The sequence below is a fragment of the Bacillus sp. F9_6S_D1_P_5 genome, assembly GCF_054823925.1.
In genome coordinates this window covers 268655-293270 of record NZ_JBTREW010000003.1, presented here as the reverse complement: position 1 = coordinate 293270, position 24616 = coordinate 268655, and the positions used below count along the sequence as shown (strand labels likewise).

At 37.3% G+C, this 24616-nt stretch carries 25 protein-coding genes and 1 other annotated feature; of the genes, 21 read left to right on the top strand and 4 right to left on the bottom strand.

Features of this window, described 5'->3' with window-relative positions:
* The first annotated feature begins 285 nt into the window (after window positions 1-285).
* Window positions 286-1053, top strand: a complete 768-nt coding sequence (locus tag ACUXEY_RS06300; protein ID WP_048531362.1) for a tRNA threonylcarbamoyladenosine dehydratase — start codon at window positions 286-288, stop codon at window positions 1051-1053.
* Between the two features lie 457 nt (window positions 1054-1510).
* Here ACUXEY_RS06300 and ACUXEY_RS06295 read toward each other — a convergent pair whose 3' ends face one another.
* Both ACUXEY_RS06295 and ACUXEY_RS06290 read right to left on the bottom strand, forming a co-directional pair.
* Window positions 1511-2152: an RsfA family transcriptional regulator gene (locus ACUXEY_RS06295; RefSeq protein WP_461300302.1), complete on the bottom strand. Its 642-nt coding sequence runs from the start codon at window positions 2150-2152 to the stop codon at window positions 1511-1513.
* Window positions 2153-2196: 44 nt separating this feature from the next.
* Entirely contained in the window at window positions 2197-3477 is a 1281-nt protein-coding gene (locus ACUXEY_RS06290; protein WP_166702882.1) for a replication-associated recombination protein A, read from the bottom strand.
* Between the two features lie 291 nt (window positions 3478-3768).
* Here ACUXEY_RS06290 and cymR point away from each other — a divergent pair, with 291 nt between their 5' ends.
* From cymR to ACUXEY_RS06255, 7 genes are all read left to right on the top strand, one after another.
* The gene (gene cymR, locus ACUXEY_RS06285) at window positions 3769-4185 is read left to right on the top strand and encodes a cysteine metabolism transcriptional regulator CymR (RefSeq protein WP_000704116.1); all 417 of its coding nucleotides are present in this window, start codon (window positions 3769-3771) and stop codon (window positions 4183-4185) included.
* A gap of 35 nt (window positions 4186-4220) precedes the next feature.
* Window positions 4221-5366: a cysteine desulfurase family protein gene (locus tag ACUXEY_RS06280; RefSeq protein ID WP_461300301.1), complete on the top strand. Its 1146-nt coding sequence runs from the start codon at window positions 4221-4223 to the stop codon at window positions 5364-5366.
* A gap of 16 nt (window positions 5367-5382) precedes the next feature.
* Window positions 5383-6498 (top strand): tRNA 2-thiouridine(34) synthase MnmA, encoded by a 1116-nt coding sequence (gene mnmA, locus ACUXEY_RS06275; RefSeq protein WP_016135363.1) that lies wholly within the window; start codon window positions 5383-5385, stop codon window positions 6496-6498.
* 110 nt (window positions 6499-6608) lie between these two features.
* On the top strand, window positions 6609-7268 hold the full coding sequence (locus ACUXEY_RS06270; RefSeq protein ID WP_461300300.1) for a tetratricopeptide repeat protein: 660 nt from the start codon (window positions 6609-6611) through the stop codon (window positions 7266-7268).
* Between the two features lie 97 nt (window positions 7269-7365).
* Entirely contained in the window at window positions 7366-9702 is a 2337-nt protein-coding gene (gene recD2, locus ACUXEY_RS06265; protein ID WP_166702880.1) for an SF1B family DNA helicase RecD2, read from the top strand.
* A 127-nt stretch (window positions 9703-9829) separates the two neighbouring features.
* Window positions 9830-10018, top strand: coding sequence for a hypothetical protein (locus ACUXEY_RS06260; RefSeq protein WP_000469281.1), 189 nt, complete (start codon window positions 9830-9832; stop codon window positions 10016-10018).
* Window positions 10019-10036: 18 nt separating this feature from the next.
* A complete protein-coding gene (locus ACUXEY_RS06255) occupies window positions 10037-10165 on the top strand; it encodes a YrzQ family protein (protein ID WP_001053553.1) in 129 nt (42 codons plus the stop codon).
* Between the two features lie 35 nt (window positions 10166-10200).
* Here ACUXEY_RS06255 and ACUXEY_RS06250 read toward each other — a convergent pair whose 3' ends face one another.
* Entirely contained in the window at window positions 10201-10413 is a 213-nt protein-coding gene (locus ACUXEY_RS06250) for a hypothetical protein (protein WP_000242555.1), read from the bottom strand.
* Between the two features lie 176 nt (window positions 10414-10589).
* Here ACUXEY_RS06250 and ACUXEY_RS06245 point away from each other — a divergent pair, with 176 nt between their 5' ends.
* The gene (locus tag ACUXEY_RS06245) at window positions 10590-11657 is read left to right on the top strand and encodes an AI-2E family transporter (RefSeq protein WP_166702879.1); all 1068 of its coding nucleotides are present in this window, start codon (window positions 10590-10592) and stop codon (window positions 11655-11657) included.
* Window positions 11658-11692: 35 nt separating this feature from the next.
* Here the strand turns inward: ACUXEY_RS06245 and ACUXEY_RS06240 are convergent, their stop codons facing one another.
* On the bottom strand, window positions 11693-12037 hold the full coding sequence (locus ACUXEY_RS06240; protein WP_461300299.1) for a PH domain-containing protein: 345 nt from the start codon (window positions 12035-12037) through the stop codon (window positions 11693-11695).
* 221 nt (window positions 12038-12258) lie between these two features.
* Window positions 12259-12478, top strand: a binding site (T-box leader).
* 40 nt (window positions 12479-12518) lie between these two features.
* Between ACUXEY_RS06240 and alaS the strand changes: the two genes are divergently transcribed.
* The 12 genes from alaS to ACUXEY_RS06180 all read left to right on the top strand — a co-directional run bounded on the left by alaS (window position 12519) and on the right by ACUXEY_RS06180 (window position 24605).
* The gene (alaS, locus tag ACUXEY_RS06235; protein ID WP_461300298.1) at window positions 12519-15161 is read left to right on the top strand and encodes an alanine--tRNA ligase; all 2643 of its coding nucleotides are present in this window, start codon (window positions 12519-12521) and stop codon (window positions 15159-15161) included.
* 76 nt (window positions 15162-15237) lie between these two features.
* Window positions 15238-15504: an IreB family regulatory phosphoprotein gene (locus ACUXEY_RS06230; protein ID WP_000348590.1), complete on the top strand. Its 267-nt coding sequence runs from the start codon at window positions 15238-15240 to the stop codon at window positions 15502-15504.
* Between the two features lie 3 nt (window positions 15505-15507).
* Window positions 15508-15921, top strand: a complete 414-nt coding sequence (gene ruvX / locus ACUXEY_RS06225; RefSeq protein ID WP_001221193.1) for a Holliday junction resolvase RuvX — start codon at window positions 15508-15510, stop codon at window positions 15919-15921.
* 12 nt (window positions 15922-15933) lie between these two features.
* On the top strand, window positions 15934-16212 hold the full coding sequence (locus ACUXEY_RS06220; protein ID WP_000392246.1) for a DUF1292 domain-containing protein: 279 nt from the start codon (window positions 15934-15936) through the stop codon (window positions 16210-16212).
* A gap of 217 nt (window positions 16213-16429) precedes the next feature.
* Window positions 16430-17500 (top strand): endolytic transglycosylase MltG, encoded by a 1071-nt coding sequence (mltG, locus tag ACUXEY_RS06215; protein ID WP_461300297.1) that lies wholly within the window; start codon window positions 16430-16432, stop codon window positions 17498-17500.
* Window positions 17501-17702: 202 nt separating this feature from the next.
* The gene (locus ACUXEY_RS06210) at window positions 17703-18344 is read left to right on the top strand and encodes an O-methyltransferase (protein WP_429600282.1); all 642 of its coding nucleotides are present in this window, start codon (window positions 17703-17705) and stop codon (window positions 18342-18344) included.
* Window positions 18345-18351: 7 nt separating this feature from the next.
* Entirely contained in the window at window positions 18352-19281 is a 930-nt protein-coding gene (locus ACUXEY_RS06205) for a peptidase U32 family protein (protein WP_429600279.1), read from the top strand.
* A gap of 18 nt (window positions 19282-19299) precedes the next feature.
* On the top strand, window positions 19300-20580 hold the full coding sequence (locus tag ACUXEY_RS06200) for a peptidase U32 family protein (RefSeq protein ID WP_000217970.1): 1281 nt from the start codon (window positions 19300-19302) through the stop codon (window positions 20578-20580).
* 17 nt (window positions 20581-20597) lie between these two features.
* Window positions 20598-21236 (top strand): uridine kinase, encoded by a 639-nt coding sequence (gene udk, locus ACUXEY_RS06195; RefSeq protein ID WP_000537078.1) that lies wholly within the window; start codon window positions 20598-20600, stop codon window positions 21234-21236.
* Window positions 21237-21514: 278 nt separating this feature from the next.
* Window positions 21515-21991, top strand: a complete 477-nt coding sequence (gene greA, locus ACUXEY_RS06190; RefSeq protein WP_000179964.1) for a transcription elongation factor GreA — start codon at window positions 21515-21517, stop codon at window positions 21989-21991.
* A gap of 92 nt (window positions 21992-22083) precedes the next feature.
* On the top strand, window positions 22084-23838 hold the full coding sequence (locus tag ACUXEY_RS06185) for a peptidoglycan D,D-transpeptidase FtsI family protein (protein WP_461300296.1): 1755 nt from the start codon (window positions 22084-22086) through the stop codon (window positions 23836-23838).
* Window positions 23839-23954: 116 nt separating this feature from the next.
* Window positions 23955-24605: a YrrS family protein gene (locus tag ACUXEY_RS06180; protein ID WP_461300295.1), complete on the top strand. Its 651-nt coding sequence runs from the start codon at window positions 23955-23957 to the stop codon at window positions 24603-24605.
* The last annotated feature ends 11 nt before the right edge of the window (window positions 24606-24616 follow it).

The window sequence follows — 24616 nt, the reverse complement described above, 5'->3', positions numbered from 1 at the left end:
AGTCCGGTTCAGATAACTGTCGCATCTCATCGTTACGTATGCTAGTCCGGTGCTCGAGTAGTACTGCTACACTGCGCTCCTCCTAGCATACGTGCCTCGATCTGCTCGGTTCTCTAAATCCTCCTTTTTAAACGTGTATTTAGGAAGAAATAAAAGTCGGTTTACACTATGTTTTTATGCTCGAAATATGTATTTTTAGGAATTCTATAACTTTTTCTATACAAATAGTCGGAAAAACGCTAGAATACATGGTAGACCATTTTTGTAATAGGAGTGTAGAGCTGAATGTTACATCAATTTTCACGTAATGAATTAGCCTTCGGTAAAGAAGGACTTGAAATATTAAAAAATAGTACAGTCGGTATTTTAGGAATTGGCGGCGTAGGTTCTTTTTCGGCTGAAGCGTTAGCGCGTTCTGGCGTAGGGCGTCTCGTATTAGTTGATAAAGACGTTGTAGATATTACAAACGTAAACCGTCAAATTCACGCTTTAGTATCTACTGTAGGACGTTCAAAAGTAGAATTAATGAAAGAGCGTATTGCAGACATTAATCCAGATTGTGAAGTAATTGGACTAGAAATGTTTTATACTGATGAAACATATGAAGAGTTCTTCAAGCATGGCTTGGATTTCGTAGTAGATGCATCTGATACGATTACGTTCAAAATCCATTTAATTAAACAATGTTTACGTCGTAAAATTAAAATTATCTCAAGTATGGGTGCAGCAAATAAAATGGACCCAACTCGTTTCCGTATTGCGGACATCTCTAAAACACATACAGATCCAATTGCGAAAGTAATTCGTACGAAACTTCGTAAAGAGGGTATTAAAAAAGGTGTAAAAGTTGTCTTCTCTGACGAAAACCCAATCGTAATTCGTGAAGAAGTACGTAAAGAAATCGTACCAGACGAAAATGCAAAAATTCGTAAAGCGAAATTACCACCTTCATCAAACGCATTCGTACCATCTGTAGCAGGCTTAATTATGGCTAGTCACGTTGTACGTGAACGCATTAAAAATGTAGAAGTGAAACGTGTAGGGCAAGAATAAAGTAAAAGCATATATCCATTTCGGATATATGCTTTTTGTATGTATTAAAGAAATAGGGATATTTGCATTATTACTAGTTCAAATGTAAGTAAGCCTAGTAAGTAATGATCATATTTATCTGATGTATAGGCGGACGTCTTTTTTAAACTGTTAATGGTGAAAAGAGCTAAAGTTAGGACGAGAACACCGAGTGCTATTTTGAAGACTATTAATGAAATAGCTACCATCTCCCTTAAAAGATATATGTTTATAATAACATTTTAGTAAAAAATATCCAATTTATATCGAGAGCTTTCTTGTATGATAGGGAGGGATATTTCGTCAATTTTTGTCGGTAAATCGATATTCCTTATCGAATCGTCGATATAATTTCATTTACCGACACACATACATATATACTCTCCACCAAAGAAACAAACAGGGCTGTCACTTAGTGAAAAAAGTGACAGCCCTGTTTTTAATTCTCTGCAGAATATATAATATCTAAATTTCCATTTTGATCTGTTTTGAAAATTGGAGCAATCTGTTCTTCTTGTTCTTCAACTGAAACGAGTTTTCGAGCACGGTCCATAATTCTAACGAGCATTGCATAATCTTCTTCGATTGCTTGCTGTTTTTTTGAGAGTACCGCTAATTTTGCTTCCAGTTCATGATTCGTCTTTTTCAAAGTCGTGAGCTGAGCTTGTAATACTTCATTTTCAGTTTGTAATTTTGCGCGTGAAGGGTTGGTATGCTCTAAGTTTTGCAAAAACGAGATGACATTTTGCATTGTAAGATCCTGCTTGTTTGGCATAATATCTTCTGAAAACTCGGCATCAATTACAAGTTGTTTCGTTTTCGTGAAATGCTCTTTTTCTATTTTAGCTTCAGAACGCTTTAATTCTTTACGTTGTTTTTTTGCAAGTTGCACCGCATCTTCGTAATTCGGCCGTACTTCAGCATTCCATCTAAATCCGCAAGCTGCTGAAGTACGATTTAATGTATCGCCGACTTCATCGAATGCTTTTATTTGTGTACTGCCGCTGCGAATATGTCGTAAAACAGTTTCTGCTAAAAGGAGATCGTCTTCTTTTGTCCATGCATCTTGACGTGTTTTCATAAGCGAAGCCTCCATAATGGTGACGTTTTCGCTTATGTTACCCTTTATTTTTTCGTTTTATTCGAACTTTGTAATCTTTCATATACAGTAGAAAGTGCTTGCTCAAATTTTCCTGTCGTTTTCGGTTTATAATATTGTTTGTTTTTTATTTTATCAGGTAAGTATTGTTGTTGTACCCAGCCATTTGGTTGATCGTGTGGGTATAAGTATCCGATGCCTCTTCCAAGTGATTCTGCGCCTTTGTAATGACTATCTTTTAAATGACTTGGGATGTCGCCTGTTTGACCGTTACGTAAATCGTGTAATGCAGCATCAAGTGCTTTATAAGCTGAGTTTGATTTTGGTGATAGGCAAAGCTCGATAACAGCATTTGCAAGTGGTATGCGTGCCTCGGGGAACCCAACTCGTTCAGCTGATTCTATAGCTGCTAGTGTACGTGGTCCAGCTTGCGGGCTAGCAAGTCCGATATCTTCATATGCCATAATAAGAAGACGTCTACCAATGCTTTGCAAATCACCTGCTTCAATAAGACGTGCTAAATAGTGAAGTGCTGCATTTACATCACTTCCGCGTACTGATTTTTGAAATGCTGATAATACGTCGTAATGAGCATCTCCACCTTTGTCGTGAACGAAGCTCTTCTTTTGCAAGCATTCTTCTGCAACTTCTAGTGTAATTTCCGCAGCTTTGTCATCCGTTGTAAAGCTAGATAAAACAGCTAGTTCAAGTGCGTTATAAGCGGAACGCATATCTCCGCCTGATGCATTTGCAAAGTGATGTAATGCTTCAGGCGTAACGGTTACATCATACTCTCCAAGACCTTTCTCTTTATCTTCAAGTGCTCGTTTTAACCCGATTAAAAGATCATCTTCTGTTAATGCGTGTAACTCGAAGATTTGACAACGACTTCGAATAGCAGAATTAATAGCATGGAACGGATTGCTCGTCGTTGCCCCAATTAAGGTAAGAAGTCCGCTTTCTAAATGAGGTAATAGAAAATCCTGTTTTGCTTTATCTAGACGGTGTACTTCATCTAAAATTAAAACGAGGTGTCGATGCATCTTTGCTTCTTGTACGACAACTTCCATATCTTTTTTATTATGAGTAACAGCATTTAATAGGCGAAACGGAGTCCCGGTACTTCCTGCAATTGCGCTCGCAATGGATGTTTTCCCAGTACCTGGAGGACCGTATAAAATCATAGATTGAAAATGATTTGCTTGGACCATTCGCCATAAAATCTTTCCTTCACCAACTAAATGTTGTTGTCCGATAATTTCTTGAATATTTGTAGGGCGCATTCGATGTGCGAGTGGTTGTTTCATTTTACCGTCTCCCTTAAAGTATAATCTCTTTCTATCGTATCATTTTTTTTAGTGGAATTTGAAATAGGATGCTGTTTTGTGGGAAAAATGAATATGAATATTTTCATTTTTCTTTCAATTGTAATAATTTCCGAGTTTTTCAATGTGATTTTATGTTATCATTTTGATACACAAGTTGAAATTTCTTATAATACTATATTATGCTATAATTTCATAGGATTTTAAATTGTGTTCTTTTATAAATAAGATATAACCAATAGAAGTGAAAATTTGAAAAGAGGTGCAAAATAGATGAAGATTTCAACGAAAGGCCGTTACGGCTTAACAATTATGATCGATCTTGCAAAAAAGTTTGGTGAAGGTCCAATTTCCTTAAAATCAATTGCGCAGGCACATGATTTATCGGAACATTACTTAGAGCAATTAATTTCACCACTTCGTAACGCTCGTCTAGTAAAGAGTACGCGCGGGGCATATGGCGGATATGTATTATCAGATCAGCCAGCTAACATTACAGCTGGGGATGTAATCCGTGTATTAGAGGGTCCAATTAGTGTTGTAGAAATGATAGAAGAAGAAGAACCAGCACAACGCCAATTATGGATGCGTGTTCGAGATGCGGTGCAAGAAGTGTTAGATAGTACAACTTTAGAAGATTTAGTACGTTATGAGGAAGAAAATCACGGGGGCTATATGTTTTACATTTAATTCCTTGTGAAACGATTTGGAAAGAAGGAGATTTAATGGAACGCATTTACTTAGATCATGCTGCGACATCTCCGACTCACCCAGAAGTGGTCGAAAAGATGATTCCATATATGACAGAAACATTCGGGAACCCATCTAGTATTCACTTTTATGGACGTCAAACGCGCCATGCAGTAGATGAAGCGAGACGCGCGTGTGCACGTAGCATTCATGCGAATCCGAATGAAATTATATTTACGAGCGGTGGTACAGAAGCTGATAATTTAGCGCTTATCGGTGTAGCGCGTGCGAACCGTCATAAAGGTAACCATATTATAACGACGCAAATTGAACATCATGCGATTTTGCATACGTGTGAATTGTTAGAGCGTGAAGGATTTGAAGTGACATATTTACCTGCCGATAAAACAGGACGCGTTCAAGTTTCTGACATACAAAAGGCATTAACAGAAGAGACAATTCTTGTATCTGTGATGTTTGGTAATAATGAAGTTGGGACGATGCAACCAATTGCGGAAATAGGTAAGTTGTTAAAAGAGCATCAAGCTTATTTCCATACAGATGCGGTACAAGCTTACGGTTTAGTAGAAATAGATGTGAAAGAGTTTGGTATTGATTTATTATCGATTTCAGCTCATAAAATTAACGGGCCAAAAGGTGTCGGGTTCTTATATGCTGGTGCAGATGTGAAATTTGAACCGTTATTAATAGGCGGGGAGCAAGAAAGAAAACGCCGTGCTGGTACTGAAAATGTACCGAGTATCGCCGGGCTTCAGCATGCAATTTTGTTAGCTGAAAAAACTCGTGAGCAAAAAAATGCCCAATATGAAGAGTTTAAAGATATAATGGTATCTGTCTTCAAAAATGAAAACATTACTTTCGAGGTAAACGGAAACTTAGAATATCGCTTACCACATGTGCTTAATATTAGTTTTACAGGAATGAACATTGAACCATTTCTTGTGAACTTAGATTTAGCTGGCATTGCAGTATCAAGTGGTTCGGCTTGTACAGCTGGTTCAATTGATCCATCACATGTATTAGTAGCGATGTTCGGAAAAGACTCCGATCAAATACGTTCATCCGTACGCTTTAGTTTCGGACTTGGAAATACGAAAGAGCAAATTGAGAAAGCGGCGTACGAAACAGTGAAAATCGTGAAGCGATTAACACAAAATTAGCATGGGAGGTGACATGATGAACAAACTACCTCACGAAACACGCGTTGTCATCGGGATGTCCGGTGGCGTCGATTCATCTGTAGCGGCTCTTTTATTAAAAGAGCAAGGTTATGATGTAATCGGAATTTTTATGAAAAACTGGGATGATACAGATGAGAATGGTGTCTGTACAGCAACTGAAGATTACAATGATGTAATTGAAGTGTGTAACCAAATTGGCATTCCATATTATGCAGTAAACTTTGAAAAACAATACTGGGATAAAGTATTTACGTACTTCCTAGATGAGTACCGAGCTGGTCGTACACCAAACCCAGATGTAATGTGTAATAAAGAAATTAAATTTAAAGCATTTTTAGAGCATGCCATTGCGCTTGGTGCTGATTATGTAGCAACAGGTCATTATGCACGCGTTGCTTATATGGACGGCGAATATAAAATGCTTCGCGGCGTTGATGATAATAAGGACCAAACGTATTTCTTAAATCAATTAAGCCAAGAGCAATTATCAAAAACAATGTTCCCGCTTGGTGAACTGAAGAAACCACAAATTCGTGAAATGGCGAAAGAAGCTGGTTTAGCGACAGCGGCGAAAAAAGATAGTACTGGTATTTGCTTTATTGGTGAGCGTAACTTTAAAGATTTCTTAAGTAACTATTTACCAGCACAACCAGGTGTAATGCAAACATTATCTGGTGAAGTGAAAGGAAAGCATGACGGTTTAATGTACTATACAATTGGACAACGTCATGGCCTTGGTATTGGTGGTAACGGTGATCCGTGGTTTGCTGTTGGGAAAAACTTGAAAGAAAACATTTTATATGTGGATCAAGGATTCCATAACGAACTTCTATATGGTGATGAAGTTATTGCTACGAATATTGGTTGGGTAAGTAATGAAGCGAAAGAAAAAGAATTTAAATGCACAGCGAAATTCCGTTATCGTCAAGAAGACAATAAAGTAACGGTTCAAATCGTTGATGAAAATACAGTTCGTATTCTTTGTGACGAGCCAATTCGTGCAATTACACCAGGACAAGCAGTCGTTTTCTATGATGGAGATGAGTGCTTAGGCGGTGCTACAATTGATGAAGTGTACCGTAGCGGTAAGAAATTGGATTATTTAGGATAAAATGAGAAGCCTCTGCCGATTCGCGGTTAGAGGTTTCTTTTACATAAAGCGAATTTTCGTTCGCTTGGAAAATACATTCTTTGTTATAATTTGTTGTAGAGGTGAAGGACATGTCAAACAAACTTGAAACAGGTATTCAATATATGCAAGAAGGAAACTGGGAAGAAGCTGCTAAAAATTTCACAGAAGCAATCGAAGAAAATCCGAAAGATGCGCTTGGATACATTAATTTTGCAAACTTATTAGATGTACTAGGTGACAGTGAGAGAGCAATTTTATTTTATAAACGTGCATTAGAGTTAGATGATAAATCTGCGGCTGCTTATTATGGATTAGGAAACGTATATTACGGTCAAGAGCAATTTACAGAGGCTAAAGCTGTATTTGAACAGGCGATGCAAGCTGGATTACAATCAGCTGATGTAACATTTATGCTAGGTATTACATATGTGCAACTTGGAAATGATCGTCTTGCACTGCCGTTTTTACAAAGAGCAACAGAGTTAGATGGAAACGATGTAGAAGCTGTGTTCCAGTGCGGACTTTGCTTTGCACGACTAGAACATATTCAAGAGGCGAAACCTTATTTTGAAAAGGTATTAGAAATGGATGAAGAGCATGCAGATGCGTATTATAATTTAGGCGTTGCGTACGTATTTGAAGAAAATAACGAGAAGGCTCTTGCTTTATTTAAGAAGGCAACTGAAATTCAACCAGATCACTTTTTAGCTGGTAATGGTGTTCGTTTATTAGAGCAAGAAGCTGAATAAGGTGAAAATATAGTTTAATGGGTAGTTATCCCTCATCTAAAGAGGTGGGGGATGTACTGCTCATTAAAGTGAAACGAAACCGGAAAGGAGAGGAAAGATGGGAAATCAACATGCAATGGATTTGTTTGAAGAAGAGAAAAAGTTTATAAAAGCGCAAGTTCTTCATACCATTTTCCACAACGAAGAAAACCTCTATTCCGTTGTCAGTATGAAAGTCATTGAAACAAATGAAACGTACGATGAAAAAAAAGTGATGATAAACGGTCATTTTCCCCGCATGCATGAAGATGAAGTGTTTACATTGACAGGCCATTTTAAAGACCATCCGAAGTATGGGAAACAATATTTAGTTGAAACGTTTAAGAAAGAATTGCCGCAAACAAAAGCTGGTATGGTGCAATATTTAGCGAGTGATTTATTTAAAGGGATAGGAAAGCGCACAGCTGAAAAAATTGTAGACCATCTCGGGGAACATGCTATTTCTAAAATTATGGATGATCCCGAGGCTTTAAATGGCGTTGTCAACAAGCAAAAAGCACAAGAAATATATGAGACAATTGTTGAACATCAAGGGCTAGAGAAAGTAATGAGTTTTTTAAATGGTTACGGTTTTGGAACGAAGCTTTCTATTAAAATTTACCAGCAATATAAAGAGATGACATTAGAAGTAATTCGTAATAATCCATATCAACTTATTGAAGAAGTGGACGGAATTGGTTTTGGAAGAGCAGATGATATAGGACGTGCACTAGGGATATCGGGTAATCACGACGACCGTGTACGTGCGGGGTGTTTTTATACGCTAGAAAATGTATCGTTGCAACTTGGTCACGTTTATATGGGAAAAGATCAACTTGTAAGAGAAACGATGTCACTTTTAAATAATCAAGAAGGACGAGTGACGGAGGAAGACATTGTAGGTTGCGTTGAAATGATGCAAAGTGAAGGGAAAGTCATCATAGAAGAAGAACGGATATATTTAGCATCGTTATTCTACTCTGAAAAAGGTGTTGTAAAGTCTATTCGTAGGCTTATGAATCAAGAGGAAACACCTTCATTTCCTGAAGCAGAAGTGTTAAAGACGTTAGGTGAAATTGAAGAACAACTGAATGTACAGTATGCACCATTTCAGCAAGAAGCAATTCAAACGGCACTTCATAAACCGATGATGTTATTGACAGGTGGGCCAGGAACAGGGAAAACAACAGTTATTAAAGGAATTGTTGAAATGTATGCGTCACTTCACGGGCTATCGTTAAATCCGAATGAATACAGTGATGATAATCCATTTCCGATATTATTAACGGCTCCAACAGGAAGAGCAGCGAAGCGAATGAGTGAATCAACAGGGCTTCCAGCTTGTACAATTCACCGTTTACTTGGCTGGACGCCAGAAGGGTCTTTCCAGCGTAATGAAACGGATCCTGTACAAGGGAAATTGCTTATTATTGATGAATTTTCAATGGTTGATATTTGGCTTGCCAATCAGTTGTTTAAATCATTGCCGACTAACATTCAAGTTATCGTTGTAGGCGATGAAGATCAATTACCATCTGTAGGACCTGGTCAAGTATTGAAAGATTTATTGAATGCAGGTGCAGTTCCAACGGTAAAGCTTACTGAAATTTATCGTCAAGCGGAAGGCTCATCAGTTATTCAACTTGCCCATGCGATAAAAAATGGAACGCTCCCGCCAGATTTAGCGCAAAACCAAAAAGATCGTTCATTTATCGGTTGTACAGGAGCTCAAATTGTTGAGGTCGTTAAGAAGGTTTGTGAGAATGCTAAGACAAAAGGGTTTAGCGCAAGAGATGTACAAGTATTGGCCCCGATGTATCGTGGTCCTGCCGGTATTAACGTACTAAACGAAGCGTTGCAAGAAGTGTTTAATCCGAAAAGGGAAAAGAGTAAAGAAATTGCTTACGGTGACGTTGTATACCGACGAGGAGATAAAGTATTGCAACTCGTTAATCAGCCGGAGAGCCAAGTGTTTAATGGCGATATCGGAGAAATTGTTTCGGTGTTTTATGCGAAAGAGAACGTTGAGCAACAAGATATGATTATCGTTTCATTTGATGGAATTGAAGTAACGTATACAAAACCAGATTTAAATCAAATTACACATGCCTATTGCTGTTCGATTCATAAATCGCAAGGTAGTGAGTTCCCGATTGTGATTATGCCGATAGTAAAAAGTTACAATCGTATGTTACGTCGTAATTTAATTTACACTGGTATTACAAGAAGTAAAAAGTTCCTCATTATTTGCGGGGAGGAAGCAGCTTTCCAGTCTGGTGTAAATCGCCTTGATGATGCAATGCGTCAAACGACTTTAGCGAGTCGCTTGCAAGAATCACAAGGAGAAGTACAGATGGTAACAGTTAATGGCGAAGAAATGGACGTGGAAAACATTTCACCGTATGATTTCATGTAACAAGGTGAAATTATATAGTGAAACTTTCAAACGTATAACGTTGAAAGGCTCCAGCAATGTATAAATGAATGCGGTTTGGACATAATGGCGAATAGAATCTGGGAGACTGTAAGGAGATGAAAGCCATATGTTCATTTGTCCAAATTGCAAAGGGAAAGACATTGGAAAAATAGGTGTCAACCAATTTTATTGCTGGAATTGTTATATCGAATTATCGGTTTCAAAGGGGAAAATCCATACGCATCAAGTAGAGGAAGATGGTTCATTAAGCTCACTTGATGATTTATTTGATGAGAACGAAAGAACGATCGGATAACGAAAAGGGGGATTTACTTTGAATCTACGCAATTCATTAATCGCATTAGGTGTTGGAGCGGCAGCGTATCAATATGCGCGCAAACAAGATGTATTTTCAAAACGCAATATGAAAAAAGCACGTAAGATGATTAAATCTTATTTATAAGCGTAAAAAACTCCCTTTATCATAAGGGAGTTTTTTTATGCACTTGTATGCAAATATAAAAGTCCAATTTCAGAGAAGAGATAAGATAGACCGTAACATCCAACGCCAAGCATTCCGTAATGAAATAATTGCTTCGCCCTTTCTTTTCGTGAGGAACGAATAAAGAAACCTTTCCAAATACCAAACCCGATACAAACCCATTCGAGAATCATAAAAAGTGCTGATAATACGAGCATAAATAAAACCATTATGAGCCCTCCTGATCATATTGTTCCATGTTGCATTCTCAGGGGTGGTTGTCCTTATTATGTTATGTATATGTACGTCTTTACAAAACAGTATGGTCTGCATGAAAAGATTTTAAAACTTTTGCACATAACCTACCCTATTTATTTTCAAAATAAAGGTGGAGGAGGTTTTTCGTGTGAAGAATCTTAAAATCATTTGGATATATCGTTTAGGGTTATTGTTACTCGTATTTCTTTGTTTGCTCGTCTTTTTAAAAATTAAACCGCTATGGGCACCGATTATTTTTGTATTTAAAGTGGCAATTACACCGTTTCTTATTGCGTGTTTTATTGCGTATTTATTGCATCCTTTAATTGAAAAAATTCATAAAGAAGGGATGCCGCGCACACTTGCTATTTTGCTCATTTACATCCTTTTCTTTGGTGGAATTGGTTATGGCATTTATAAAGGAACGCCAGTTGTGATTAAGCAATTACAAGAAATCAATGAACAATTCCCGCAGTTTACAAAAATGTATGATTCTTGGATGGATGGCGTCACAGAACAGACAGCGAATTTCCCGTCATTTATTCATGAAAAGGTGAAACAAATTTTTGTTGGAGTAGAAACGAAGATACAATCACTTTTAAATAAAGTAATGAGTACAGCTCGTGGGGTACTGGATTCGCTGCTTATTATTTTCTTAATACCGTTCATTGTATTTTACATATTAAAAGATTACGGTGAGTTTTATCATATCTTTTGGAAGCTAGTTCCGAGTAAGTGGCGGAGTACTGGGCAAATGCTGGCGAAAGAAATTGACAAGTCACTCGGAAGTTATATTCGAGGACAGTTATTCGTTTGCTTAGTATTAGGGGGCGTATCTGTTCTTTCTTTTTGGTTTATCGGTATGAAATATCCATTATTACTCGGCATTATTATTGGGGTAACGGATATAATCCCGTACTTCGGTCCTATTTTAGGAGCAATCCCGACATTAATGATTGCGGCAACGGTATCAACGAGTTTACTTATTAAGGCGGGAATTACGATTGCGATTTTGCAATTTTTGGAAAGTAACATTTTATCCCCTTACATCGTTGGTAAGTCGCTTCGTATGCATCCAGTTATTATTATGTTGGCATTACTAGTTGGAGGAGAAGTGGCAGGAATTGTAGGATTATTAATATCAGTTCCAATTTTAGCAGTCATTCGTACAGTAATCGTTCATGTAAGACCTCTTTGGAAAAAAGAAAATGTGTAATAGGAAAGCCCTCTACCTATAGTAGAGGGCTTTCATTATCTTGAGAGTTGCTCGTGTATTTGTTGAACGAGAGTGCCTACATCATTTGTTTGAATATGTTTTATTTTTTTCCATTCATTATCATACATAAATATAATTTGATTGCTGAAAAGACGTTTTTGCTCCTTTAGATTAGAAATGTTTGCGAAAGAGTACTCTTCAAATAATGGGTTCTTACTTACATCTGGTCCGTAAAAGAAGAGCCGCTTGTTCGTTAAAATTAACAGTCCTGGTCTTGCAACGGAACGATAAATAAATATATCTAATGAACATGCAGTGTAAAATAATATCGTTTCGTCAGTCATTATCATATTTTTAGCTTTATTCAATAAGGTTGTCATTATAATCGCTCCTTTATTATTGATAATTTAATTATAAAAAAATAAAATATTCAGAAAAATAAGTAGAGGTAGTGCAATTTATTCATACATGCATAATATATGAAAAGGCTGTTAAGAATGAATAGTAGAATAGCTATGATTAATAAGCAATTGATATAATATAAATGATTATCTACATTGACAAACTTAAGAGAATTCTATTATATTTAGTCATATAATACATTAAATCAATGACGGAACAAGTACGTTACAGTCCATTTATAGAGAGAAGCTTCCATATGGCTGAAAGAAGCTTTAAATGAAGGGTAACAGAAAGCTAATCCTGAGAGCAGCTAATCACTGCCGTCTTGCCACGTTACGGCACCATGAGGTGATGAATTGATTTGTATAATAATCAATTCATAATTAGGGTGGTATCGCGAGTTAACTCTCGTCCCTTTTATAGGGGCGGGAGTTTTTTATATTTAAGGAGGAAAATACAATGAAACAACTAACAGGCGCACAAATTCGTCAAATGTTTTTAGACTTTTTCCAAGAAAAAGGACATGCAGTAGAACCTAGTGCATCACTAGTTCCACATGAGGATCCATCTCTTTTATGGATTAACAGTGGTGTAGCAACATTAAAAAAATATTTTGATGGACGTGTAATCCCACAAAATCCACGTATTACAAATGCTCAAAAATCAATTCGTACAAACGATATTGAAAACGTAGGGAAAACAGCTCGTCACCATACATTCTTTGAAATGTTAGGAAACTTCTCAATCGGTGATTACTTTAAAGAAGAAGCAATTACTTGGGCTTGGGAATTCTTAACGAGCGACAAATGGATCGGATTCGATAAAGAATTACTATCGGTTACAATCCATCCAGAAGATGAAGAAGCATTCAAAATTTGGAATGAGAAAATGGGAGTTCCAAAAGAGCGCATCATCCGTTTAGAAGAAAACTTCTGGGATATCGGTGAAGGACCAAGTGGACCGAATACAGAGATTTTCTATGACCGCGGAGAAGCTTACGGTAATGACTTTAGTGACCCGGAATTATATCCAGGCGGAGAAAACGAGCGTTACTTAGAAGTATGGAACCTTGTATTCTCTCAATTTAACCATAATCCAGACGGTTCATATACACCACTTCCTAAGAAAAACATCGATACAGGGATGGGTCTAGAGCGTATGACATCTATCGTTCAAGATGTACCTACAAACTTTGACACAGACTTATTCATGCCAATGATTGGCGCAACAGAATCAATTTCTGGCGACAAGTATCGCAATGGTGACTTAGAAAAAGATATGGCGTTTAAAGTAATCGCTGACCATATCCGTACAGTAACATTCGCTGTTGGTGACGGTGCTCTTCCATCTAACGAAGGCCGTGGTTATGTATTACGTCGTTTATTACGTCGTGCTGTTCGTTATTCTAAGAAATTAAACATCAACCGTCCATTCATGTTTGAATTAGTACCGGTTGTTGGAGAAGTAATGAAAGACTTCTATCCAGAAGTACTTGAAAAGAAAGATTTCATCGCAAAAGTTGTGAAAAATGAAGAAGAGCGTTTCCACGAAACACTTCATGATGGTGAAGCGATTTTAGCTGAAGTTATCGCAAAAGCAAAAGAAGAAAAAACAACTGTTATTTCTGGAGTAGATGCGTTCCGTCTATATGACACATACGGTTTCCCAATTGAATTAACAGAAGAATATGCAGAAGAAGCTGGTATGACAGTTGATCAAGAAGGCTTTGAAAATGAAATGGAAAAACAACGTGAGCGCGCACGTGCTGCTCGTCAAGACGTTGATTCTATGCAAGTTCAAGGCGGTGTCCTTGGAGAAGTGAAAGTAGCGAGCGAGTTCGTTGGTTACGGTACAGTTGCAACAGAAAGTAACGTTGTTGCACTTGTGAAAAACGGCGAATACACAGACAGCTTACAAGCTGGTGAAGAAGGACAATTAATGCTCGATGTAACACCATTCTATGCTGAGAGCGGCGGACAAATTGCAGACCGTGGTTACCTTCTAGCTGATGGCGTGAAAGTTCTTGTAAAAGACGTACAAAAAGCACCAAACGGTCAAAACTTGCACAAAGTTGTTGTGGAAGAAGGTACATTAACGAAAGATGCAGCTGTGAAAGCTATTATCGATACGAAAAACCGTAGTAGCGTTGTGAAAAACCATACAGCAACCCACTTATTACACCAAGCATTAAAAGATGTACTTGGAACGCACGTTAACCAAGCGGGTTCTCTTGTAACTTCTGAACGTTTACGCTTTGACTTCTCTCACTTCGGTCAAGTACAAGCTGACGAATTAGAAAAAATTGAGCGTATCGTAAACGAGAAAATTTGGGAAAGTATTGATGTTGAGATTTCTCAAAAAGCAATCGAAGAAGCGAAAGAAATGGGTGCAATGGCATTATTCGGTGAAAAATACGGTGATGTTGTACGCGTTGTACAAGTTGGCGATTACAGCTTAGAGCTTTGTGGTGGTTGTCACGTTGATAACACAGCTTCTATCGGTATTTTCAAAATCGTTGCTGAGTCTGGTATCGGTGCAGGAACTCGTCGTATTGAGGCGGTAACTGGTAAGTCTGCTTATGAATTAATGAACGACCAAGTAGGTTTATTAAAAGAAGCAGCAGGAAAAATGAAAACAAATCCGAAAGATATTTTAACAAGAGTAGATGGTTTATTTGCTGAAGTAAAACAACTTCAAAAAGAAAACGAATCTCTTGCAGCGAAATTAAGCAATATTGAAGCTGGAAACTTAACTGATTCAGTAATGACAGTTGATGGCGTAAACGTATTAGCGGCAAAAGTAAATGTTGCAGATATGAACAACTTACGTACGATGATGGATGACCTAAAAAATAAATTACAAACTGCAGTTGTCGTATTAGCGTCTGTAAATGATGACAAAGTAAACATCTTAGCTGGCGTAACGAAAGATTTAATTAGCCAAGGATACCATGCTGGTAAACTTGTGAAAGAAGTAGCTTCTCGTTGTGGCGGTGGCGGTGGCGGCCGTCCTGATATGGCACAAGCGGGCGGTAAAAACCCAGCGCAAGTTGAGGAAGCTTTAGCATTTGTACAAGAGTACGTTAAATCTGTTTCAAAATAAAGAGATAGTAGTGTACAATGGTAGGGAGAGGAGAAGTTCTTCTCCCTATACTTACTATATAAGTGAGGTGCTTGAAATGGACGGTTTTGATAAAACAATGAAGTTTAGCATTCAAGATGAAAAACAGAGTGTCCATGTTAATGATGTACTTTTAACTGTGTATGATGCACTTCAAGAAAAAGGCTATAATCCGATTAACCAAATCGTCGGTTATTTATTAAGTGGAGACCCAGCATACATACCTCGCCACAAAGATGCACGAAGCATCATTCGCAAGCTTGAACGTGATGAATTAATTGAAGAGCTTGTGAAGTCTTACTTGAAACATCATCGTGAGGAGTAATTTATGCGGATATTAGGTTTAGATGTAGGCACAAAAACAGTCGGAGTTGCAATTAGCGACGAAATGGGCTGGACAGCGCAAGGACTTGAAACCATCAAGATTAACGAAGAACGAGGTCACTTTGGTTTTGACCGTATTTCTGAATTAGTAAAGCAGTACAATGTGGACAAAATAGTAGTAGGTTTACCTAAAAATATGAATGGGACAATTGGCCCACGTGGTGAAGCATGCCAACAATTTGCAGAAAACCTACGAGAACTGTTACAATTAGACGTTGTAATGTGGGACGAGCGTTTGTCAACGATGGCAGCGGAACGTTTACTCATTTCAGCTGATGTAAGCCGTAAGAAGCGAAAGCAAGTAATCGATAAGATGGCTGCAGTCGTAATCTTACAAGGATTTTTAGATAGTAAATAAGAGGTGACCAAAATGGAAGAAAATCAAATTACAATTGTAGACGAAAAAGGTAACGAACATTTATGTGAAATTATTTTCACTTTTGATGCTGAAAAATTTGGCAAAAAATCATACGTAGTCTTCTCTCCAATCGGTGAAGTAGACGAAGATGGAGACCAAATTTATGATGCAATGGCTTATGAGCAAAATGAAGAAGAGGGCGGAAGTTTACTTCCAATCGAATCTGAAGAAGAGTGGGAAATGGTACAAGAAATGTTTAACACTCTAGCTGATGAGCAAGAAGCTGAATAATAAGTACTGAAAAGGTGGACGATATATCGTCCATCTTTTTTTATATGTAAAATGAAAGATTTTTTGTCGAAACTGCGCAATCCTTTGTAGTATAATGAGACGGATTGTAGAAAAATAAAGTATCTGTCCAAAATGATAGGTAAGTTTATTGTGATTTTTCATCGTGTTGTATAGAAAGATGTACATATGGCCTACAATTGAATAAGGAGGAAGAGTTTTGGTAGAGAATCAAGTGAAAAAGAAGCGTAGACGCATTTTTTTATTTTCGATTATTGCACTGCTTTTAGTATGTGGTTCAGTCTATGCGTATATTTCATCCGCATTAGGACCGGTTGATAGCGGGAATAAAAAAGAGATTGAAGTAGAAATTCCAAAGGGATCATCTACTAGTAAAATTGGTGAGATTTTAGAAGAAAAAGGTGCTGTGAAAAACGGTACAGTTTTTAGTTTTTATACGAAGGCTAAGTCAAAAAGCTTACAAGCCGGTACATATTTATTAAATCCTTCAATGAGTGCCTCAGATGTTATCGAACAAATGTCATCTGGTAACGTTCATCGTCCAGCTCTTTATAAAGTGACGATAAAAGAAGGTGCACAAGTAACTGAAATTGCAGAAACGGTTGCAAACGAATTAAAGTGGAATAAAGATGATGTCGTACGTCAATTAAACGATAAAGCATTTATTCAAAAAATGCAGCAAAAGTATCCGAAGTTGTTAACGGATAAAATCTTTGATAGCAATATTAAATATCCATTAGAAGGCTATTTATATCCTGCGACGTACTCTTTCTATAAAAAAGATACCACGTTAGAAGAAATTGTAATTCCGATGCTTGAGAAAACGAATGCAATCATCGTTCAAAACGAGGCAAAAATGAAAGCGAAAAACTGGGATGTTCATCAGCTTTTAACATTGTCTTCACTTATTGAAGAAGAGGCAACTGGCTTTACGGATCGTCAAAAAATCTCTAGTGTCTTTTATAATCGTTTAGCGAAAGGTATGCCTCTGCAAACTGATCCAACCGTATTATACGCACTTGGAAAGCATAAACAACGTGTATTATACGAAGATTTAAAGGTAAACTCACCGTACAATACGTATGTTGTGAAAGGATTGCCGGTTGGTCCGATCGCAAACTCTGGTAAACATTCAGTAGAGGCGGCGTTAGAGCCTGCGCAAACAGATTATTATTATTTCTTAGCTGCACCGACTGGTGAAGTGTACTATGCGAAAACATTAGAAGAGCATAATGCGTTAAAGCAAAAATACATTACGAAAAAACAGTGAAATGGGGAGGGATAGCGAAAAAGGTCGCACATCCCTCTTTTTTGTGGTAAAATATATCGGGTTAAAAACTGGCAGAAGAATCGTTTTTAATATCAAAACGGGACGTACAAGCTAAGGGTGAAGCTGGCTTGTATTTTTATTGCATTCTATGTGTGAAAAGACGTCATAGAGGCACTTCTCCATGTAAATAAGGAGGACCATTATGGGGGATGCAGTTAACGAATATTTATTATCATTTATTGATCCGAAAGATAAATTAATTCTTGAAATGGAAGACTATGCGAAAGAAAACCATGTGCCGATTATGGATCGACTTGGAATGGAATTTATGTTGCAATTTTTACGTTTAATTGGACCAAAAAGCATTTTAGAGCTTGGTACAGCAATTGGCTATTCTAGTATTCGTATGATGCAAGCTATTCCAAATTCTCGCATTGTGACAGTTGAGCGCAATCGCGAACGATATGAAAAAGCACTTGAATATATAGAATGTTCACCAGTTAAAGAGCGTATTTCCGTTATTTACGGTGATGCGTTAGAAACAGGCGAGCAAGTAGAAGAACACGGAAAATTTGACGTTATTTTTATTGATGCAGCAAAAGGACAATATCGTCGCTTTTTTGACTTATATGAACCGTTATTAAATCCTGGTGGCGTAATTATTTCAGATAATGTTATGTACCATGGCCTTGTAACGACTAAAGAGAAAATTGAAAACAGACGTACACGTGGTTTGATCCGTCGTATTAAGACGTACAATGAATGGCTTATGAACCATGAAGGATATGATACAACGATTTTCCCAATTGGTGATGGAGTAGCTGTTAGTAAAAAGAGAGGGTGACCGAGGTATGAAGAAACCTGAATTGTTAGTAACGCCAAAAGCAGTGGCGGATATCGAGCCTCTTGCGAAAGCAGGAGCAGATGCGGTAATGATCGGTGAGCAAAAGTTTGGTTTACGTTTAGCAGGGGAATTTTCACGTGAAGATGTGAAACAAGCTGTGAAGATTGCACATGAAAATGGTGTAAAAGTATACGTAGCAATGAACGCGATGTTCCACAATGATAAAGTAGAAGAATTAACAGACTATGTTGCATTTTTAAATGAAGTACATGTAGATGCAATTGTTTTCGGAGATCCAGCGGTATTAATGGCAGTCCGCGAAGTAGCGCCAAATATGCAATTGCACTGGAATACAGAAACAACAGCAACAAACTGGTTTACTTGTAACTATTGGGGACAAAGAGGAGCAAAACGTGCTGTATTAGCTCGCGAGCTTAGCTTAGATGAAATTGTTGAATTAAAAGAAAACGCTGAAGTGGAACTTGAAGTGCAAATTCACGGTATGACTTGCATGTTCCAATCGAAGCGTTCATTAGTAGGAAACTATTTTGAGTATCAAGGACGTCATCTTGACATTGAGAAGAAAAAATATGAAGAGAACATGTTCTTATATGACCCGGAGCGTAACAATAAATATCCAATTTATGAAGATGAAAATGGCACTCACATTATGAGTCCAAACGATATTTGTTTCATCGATGAGTTAGAAGAGCTAATTGACGCTGAAGTTGATAGCTTAAAAGTTGATGGTGTACTAAAAAGCTCTGCATACATTATTGAGGTAACGAAAAAATATCGTAAAGCAATTGATTTATGTGTAGAAGATCGTGATGCGTATTATGACGTGAAAGACGATTTATATAAAGAGATAGAAGAAATGCAACCGGTAAATCGTCCGTTAGATACAGGATTCTTCTTTAAAGAGACGGTTTACTAAACGAGGAGGGTGTAGGAAATGACTGTACAAGAAATTTCACGAGTGATCGATGGCAAACGCGTTATTGTGAAGAAACCTGAACTGTTAATCCCTGCGGGTAACTTAGAAAAATTAAAAGTAGCTATCCATTACGGGGCAGATGCTGTATATTTAGGTGGACAAGAATTTGGTCTTCGTTCGAATGCAGGTAACTTTACACTGGAAGAAATGGCAGAAGGTGTTGAATTTGCAAAGAAATATGGAGCAAAAATATATGTAACAACAAATATCTTTGCACATAATGAAAATATGGACGGGCTAGAGGAATATTTAAAAGGGATTGAAAAAGCTGGCGTAACGGGAATTATCGTTGCTGATCCGCTTATCATTGAGACTTGTAAACGTGTAGCGCCTTCTGTTGAGGTGCATTTAAGTACACAGCAATCACTATCCAACTGGAAAGCAGCACAGTATTGGAAAGAAGAAGGTTTACATCGTCTCGTATTAGCTCGTGAAGCAAGCTATGAAGAAATGAAAGAAATTAAAGAAAAAGTGGATATTGAAATTGAAGCATTCGTCCATGGTGCAATGTGCATCGCCTATTCAGGAAGATGTACGTTAAGTAACCATATGACAGCGCGTGACTCTAACCGTGGTGGTTGTTGTCAATCTTGCCGCTGGGACTATGATTTAGTTCAAACAGTATCACAACATAAAGATGCAAAAGAGCTTCCTCTATTCCAAGAAGAAGATGCTCACTTTGCAATGAGTCCAAAAGACTTAAATTTAATTTTATCAATTCCGAAAATGATTGAAATTGGAATAGATAGCTTAAAAGTTGAAGGACGTATGAAATCAATTCATTACGTAGCGACTGTAGCAACGGTATACCGTAAAGTAATTGATGCATATTGTGCGGATCCTGATAACTTTGAGTTTAAACAAGAGTGGTTAGATGAGCTTGATAAATGTGCAAATCGTGATACAGCTCCTGCATTCTTTGAAGGGGTTCCAGGACATCAAGAGCAAATGTTTGGAAATCATAGTAAGAAAACAACGTATGATTTCGCTGGTTTAGTGTTAGATTATAATGAAGAAACGGGCATCGTAACGATTGAGCAACGTAATCATTTCAAACCAGGACATGAAGTGGAGTTCTTTGGACCAGAAATAGAAAACTTTACACAAACGGTGGAGAAAATTTGGGATGAGGATGGAAACGAATTAGATGCAGCGAGACATCCGTTGCAAATCGTGAAATTCAAAGTGGATCAACGAGTGTATGTGAATAATATGATGCGCAAAAGCATACTTCAATAAGAAAGAGTGGTAGTCAAATGGGGACGAATAAGCCTGTTGTAATTGGAATTGCTGGTGGTTCGGGATCAGGTAAAACGAGTGTAACGAAAGCGATTTTTGACCATTTTAAAGGTCATTCTATTTTAATCTTGGAGCAAGATTATTATTACAAAGATCAAAGCCATTTACCAATGGAAGAACGTTTAAAAACAAATTATGATCATCCGCTTGCGTTTGATAATGATCTGTTAATTGAACATTTGCAGCAGTTGCTTGCATATGAGCAAATTGATAAGCCTGTATATGACTATACATTGCATACGCGTTCAGAAGAAATTATTCCAGTTGAGCCGAAAGATGTAATCATTTTAGAAGGAATTCTTATTTTAGAAGACCCACGTCTTTGTGAGTTAATGGACATTAAGTTATTCGTTGATACAGATGCAGATCTTCGTATTCTGCGCCGCATGCAGCGTGATATTAAAGAACGCGGTCGTACGATGGATTCAGTTATTGATCAATACGTAAATGTTGTACGTCCAATGCACAATCAATTTATTGAGCCTTCTAAGAAATTTGCGGATATTATTATCCCTGAAGGTGGACAAAACCATGTTGCAATTGATATTATGGTCACAAAAATCGCAACAATTCTTGAACAAAAAGTAAATTTGTAATAGCATAGTAAAAGATATACGGTAGGAAGGGATTTTTTCCCTTCCTATCGAATACAATGAAACATGCAACCTCATCTATATATAGGTGAGGGCATATTTATATCAACTTTCCATACATATCTTCTTTATATAGAGAAGAATTGGGAATACGGGGTTGTATGTGACAACTCCGCTAGTACAGGCGTGCTAGAAACCTCCGCTCTACATATAAGCGGGGGAGTTTTCATATGGAACTCCTCTTTTTTTCGGGGGATTGGTATATAAAAGGAGTGGAAAATATGGCAACAGAAAAAACATACCCTATGACGCAAGAGGGTAAGCAAAAGCTAGAGAACGAACTTGAGGATTTAAAAACGGTAAAACGTAAAGAGGTTGTAGAGCGCATTAAGATTGCACGTAGCTTCGGAGATCTTTCTGAGAACTCTGAGTACGATGCAGCAAAAGATGAGCAAGCATTCGTAGAAGGACGTATTACACAATTAGAAAACATGATTCGTAACGCAGTTATCATCACAGATAACGGTGAAGAATCTACAGTTGTTACATTAGGTAAAACAGTAACATTTAAAGAGTTACCAGGTGGAGATGAAGAATCTTACACAATCGTAGGTAGCGCAGAAGCAGACCCATTTGAAGGAAGAATTTCTAACGATTCTCCAATCGCAAAAAGCTTATTAGGTAAGCAAATTGGTGAGAAGGTAGCAATCCAAACTCCAGGTGGAGAAATGCAAGTAGAGATTATCTCTGTAAAATAATTAAAAATCACTCGTGTAAAAGCGAGTGATTTTTTTATTTGTATAAAAGATGAAACACTCCGTCCAAACTATAGTAGACGAGGTGTTTTTGGATGAAAATAAACCGGAGAATTATAATTGTTTTAATTTGTTTTATAAGTGTCATGTTTATATTACTTTGTCGTTTAATTCAAATACAAATTATAGATACGGAATCATTTACGGATCGTAAGATTAATTTAATTGAAAAAAGTGTTACACAACGGACGCAATCTATTACGATAGATGATGGACGAGGCCATTTTATAGACCGAAACGGTAAGAAAATAGGAGAGAAAAAGTATCCTGTTTTAATTATTTTTCCATTTCTACAAATAAAAAATGACATGTTAGAGAAAATTGCGCATATCATTGGTGTGTCGAGACAAGAGATTGAAAGTCAAATGAAAGATAAGAAAAGTGCATTTATCATGCAAAGGGGAAATGGTCCATTTCGATTGGCACGAGAGCAGATGGAGAAGGTAAATCAATTAAATGTATTAGGTATTGTAGCAGCTGAAGTTCGTTTACGGCAAACTGACAGGGTGAATCATTTAGTTGGTAATGTGGGTGAGAATGAACGAGAATTTCAAAAACGATACGGCGAAGTAAGAAAAATTTCAAAGCAAACGCAAATTGGCATTTCAGGATTGCAGCAATCATTTGATGAATTTCTTTTGACTGATGGAGAGGCAAAAGTATTGTATCAAGTGGACCGACAAGGAGAACCGATTTTTGGGAAACAAGCGAAATATACGTCGCCTGGAAATCCGTTTTACCCAGTGACGATTCAAACTACTTTACATAACGAATTACAGCGAAAAGCAGAAGAAGTGGTTGAAGCAAGCGAAATAAAGAAGGGAGGATTAGTGTTACTTGATGTAAAGAAAAATGAAATTTTAGCGATGGTCAGTAAACCATCTGTACAGGTGAAAGATGAGAGGTTATATAAAACTACACTTGAAAATCAAATGTTAATACCACATTTTCCTGGCTCTGTTTTTAAAACAATAGTTGCAGCGGCAGCAATTGATCATAATGAAAATGTTTTTAATCGCACATTTAATTGTAATAAAGATTTATATGGTGAAGACCACCCGCAAGTTATGATGGGGAAACTTAGTTTTAAAGAGAGCTTTGCTAGAAGCTGTAACAGGACATTTTCGGAGTTAGGTAACGAGTTAATACAAAAGGATAAGATGGTGTTAGAAAGTTACGTAGCAGCTTTAGGAGCCGCTGATAAGGTTGGATGGAGAGGTTCTGTATTTCATACAACTCATTTTGAGCAAATGCCAGAGGAGAAGAGTGTTACGATTTGGGGGAATGAAGGAAGTAAGAATAGTAAAAAGGCGGTAGCACAAACAGCAATTGGACAGAAAGATGTACGTATGTCACCTCTAGCGATTGCAAATATGATGGCGACAATTGCTAGAGATGGAGAAAAGATGGAAGTGAAAGCTGTTGAAAAGATAATGTATAAAAATGGAACGGACTTTTATACATTTGAAAACCATGCATTAGGTGGAAAACAGCTTCCGTATGAAACAGTGAAAACATTACAACAGTTATTAAGGAGCGTTGTAACAACGGAGAAAGGAACAGGAGCAGCATTCAGGTCGTTACCACTAAGTGTCGCCGGAAAATCTGGGACAGCGCAAACAGGAAAAGGAATGAAAGAGAATCGTTGGTTTGCAGGTTACTTTCCATATGAAAATCCAAGATATGCTTTAGTTGTCGTGGATATAGAAACGAATAGCAATGTAAATGCAGTTACACCTATTTTCAAAGCTATCGTAGAATCAATCTATCGATTAGAGAAGGAAAAGTAATCTTGCAATTCATAGTGAAATGTTTTCATTTCGTGAAAATATTATTGTAAATGTTCAACCTTTCTAGATTTAATGTTACAATAGCAAGTATGAAAAACTGCATGGAGGTTTGAAGAATGGCAGGAGGATCTAGATTCCAACAGAAACAACAAAAACGTCGTCAAAACGGTGTTTTAAATATTGCAATCGCAATTGTATTAATATTAGTAGCTATTGTATCATATCAATTGTTTGTTCCTGAAAGAAAAGAACAAGCGTCTTCTAGTGACAAAAAAGTAGCTCAGCAAACAACGAAAGAGAATAAGTCTGAGAAAACTAAGGGCAAAGAAGAGACGAAGAAGAACGAGCAAGAGATGGCAGAAGCTAAGAAGAAAGAAGAAGAAGAGAAGCTAAAGGCTGAAGAAGAACAGAAAAAAGCTGAGGAAGAAGCGAAAGCTAACGAGAAAGTACCAGCTGAAAAAACACAGCCAAAGGCAACTGACGCTTATACGAAATCTTCTTGGAAGCCAGTAGGTACAGAGCAAGGTGCAACACCTGCGATGACGTTTAAAAAAGGTACAGCAGATTGGAATGAGATGAACCAAGCAATTTCAGCTGCAATTGACGTTCCAGTAGAGCAATTAGTTATTCATCGAATCGGAAATAACGGTAAAAATAAAGCTTACGGTAACGTACAAGATAAACAATCAGGTAAAAGATATTATGTAAATATTGATTGGGTAGACAATGAAGGCTGGAAACCAGTACTTGTTCAAACTCTAAACTAAAAAAGAGAAGC

Excerpts from the sequence above, each read along its gene's own strand:
- ACUXEY_RS06300 (WP_048531362.1), top strand. The coding sequence starts at position 286 with ATGTTACATCAATTTTCACGTAATGAATTAGCCTTCGGTAAAGAAGGA.
- ACUXEY_RS06295 (WP_461300302.1), bottom strand. The coding sequence starts at position 2,152 with ATGAAAACACGTCAAGATGCATGGACAAAAGAAGACGATCTCCTTTTA.
- ACUXEY_RS06290 (WP_166702882.1), bottom strand. The coding sequence starts at position 3,477 with ATGAAACAACCACTCGCACATCGAATGCGCCCTACAAATATTCAAGAA.
- cymR (WP_000704116.1), top strand. The coding sequence starts at position 3,769 with ATGAAGATTTCAACGAAAGGCCGTTACGGCTTAACAATTATGATCGAT.
- ACUXEY_RS06280 (WP_461300301.1), top strand. The coding sequence starts at position 4,221 with ATGGAACGCATTTACTTAGATCATGCTGCGACATCTCCGACTCACCCA.
- mnmA (WP_016135363.1), top strand. The coding sequence starts at position 5,383 with ATGAACAAACTACCTCACGAAACACGCGTTGTCATCGGGATGTCCGGT.
- ACUXEY_RS06270 (WP_461300300.1), top strand. The coding sequence starts at position 6,609 with ATGTCAAACAAACTTGAAACAGGTATTCAATATATGCAAGAAGGAAAC.
- recD2 (WP_166702880.1), top strand. The coding sequence starts at position 7,366 with ATGGGAAATCAACATGCAATGGATTTGTTTGAAGAAGAGAAAAAGTTT.
- ACUXEY_RS06260 (WP_000469281.1), top strand. The coding sequence starts at position 9,830 with ATGTTCATTTGTCCAAATTGCAAAGGGAAAGACATTGGAAAAATAGGT.
- ACUXEY_RS06250 (WP_000242555.1), bottom strand. The coding sequence starts at position 10,413 with ATGGTTTTATTTATGCTCGTATTATCAGCACTTTTTATGATTCTCGAA.
- ACUXEY_RS06240 (WP_461300299.1), bottom strand. The coding sequence starts at position 12,037 with ATGACAACCTTATTGAATAAAGCTAAAAATATGATAATGACTGACGAA.
- alaS (WP_461300298.1), top strand. The coding sequence starts at position 12,519 with ATGAAACAACTAACAGGCGCACAAATTCGTCAAATGTTTTTAGACTTT.
- ACUXEY_RS06230 (WP_000348590.1), top strand. The coding sequence starts at position 15,238 with ATGGACGGTTTTGATAAAACAATGAAGTTTAGCATTCAAGATGAAAAA.
- ruvX (WP_001221193.1), top strand. The coding sequence starts at position 15,508 with ATGCGGATATTAGGTTTAGATGTAGGCACAAAAACAGTCGGAGTTGCA.
- ACUXEY_RS06220 (WP_000392246.1), top strand. The coding sequence starts at position 15,934 with ATGGAAGAAAATCAAATTACAATTGTAGACGAAAAAGGTAACGAACAT.
- ACUXEY_RS06210 (WP_429600282.1), top strand. The coding sequence starts at position 17,703 with ATGGGGGATGCAGTTAACGAATATTTATTATCATTTATTGATCCGAAA.
- ACUXEY_RS06205 (WP_429600279.1), top strand. The coding sequence starts at position 18,352 with ATGAAGAAACCTGAATTGTTAGTAACGCCAAAAGCAGTGGCGGATATC.
- ACUXEY_RS06200 (WP_000217970.1), top strand. The coding sequence starts at position 19,300 with ATGACTGTACAAGAAATTTCACGAGTGATCGATGGCAAACGCGTTATT.
- udk (WP_000537078.1), top strand. The coding sequence starts at position 20,598 with ATGGGGACGAATAAGCCTGTTGTAATTGGAATTGCTGGTGGTTCGGGA.
- greA (WP_000179964.1), top strand. The coding sequence starts at position 21,515 with ATGGCAACAGAAAAAACATACCCTATGACGCAAGAGGGTAAGCAAAAG.
- ACUXEY_RS06185 (WP_461300296.1), top strand. The coding sequence starts at position 22,084 with ATGAAAATAAACCGGAGAATTATAATTGTTTTAATTTGTTTTATAAGT.
- ACUXEY_RS06180 (WP_461300295.1), top strand. The coding sequence starts at position 23,955 with ATGGCAGGAGGATCTAGATTCCAACAGAAACAACAAAAACGTCGTCAA.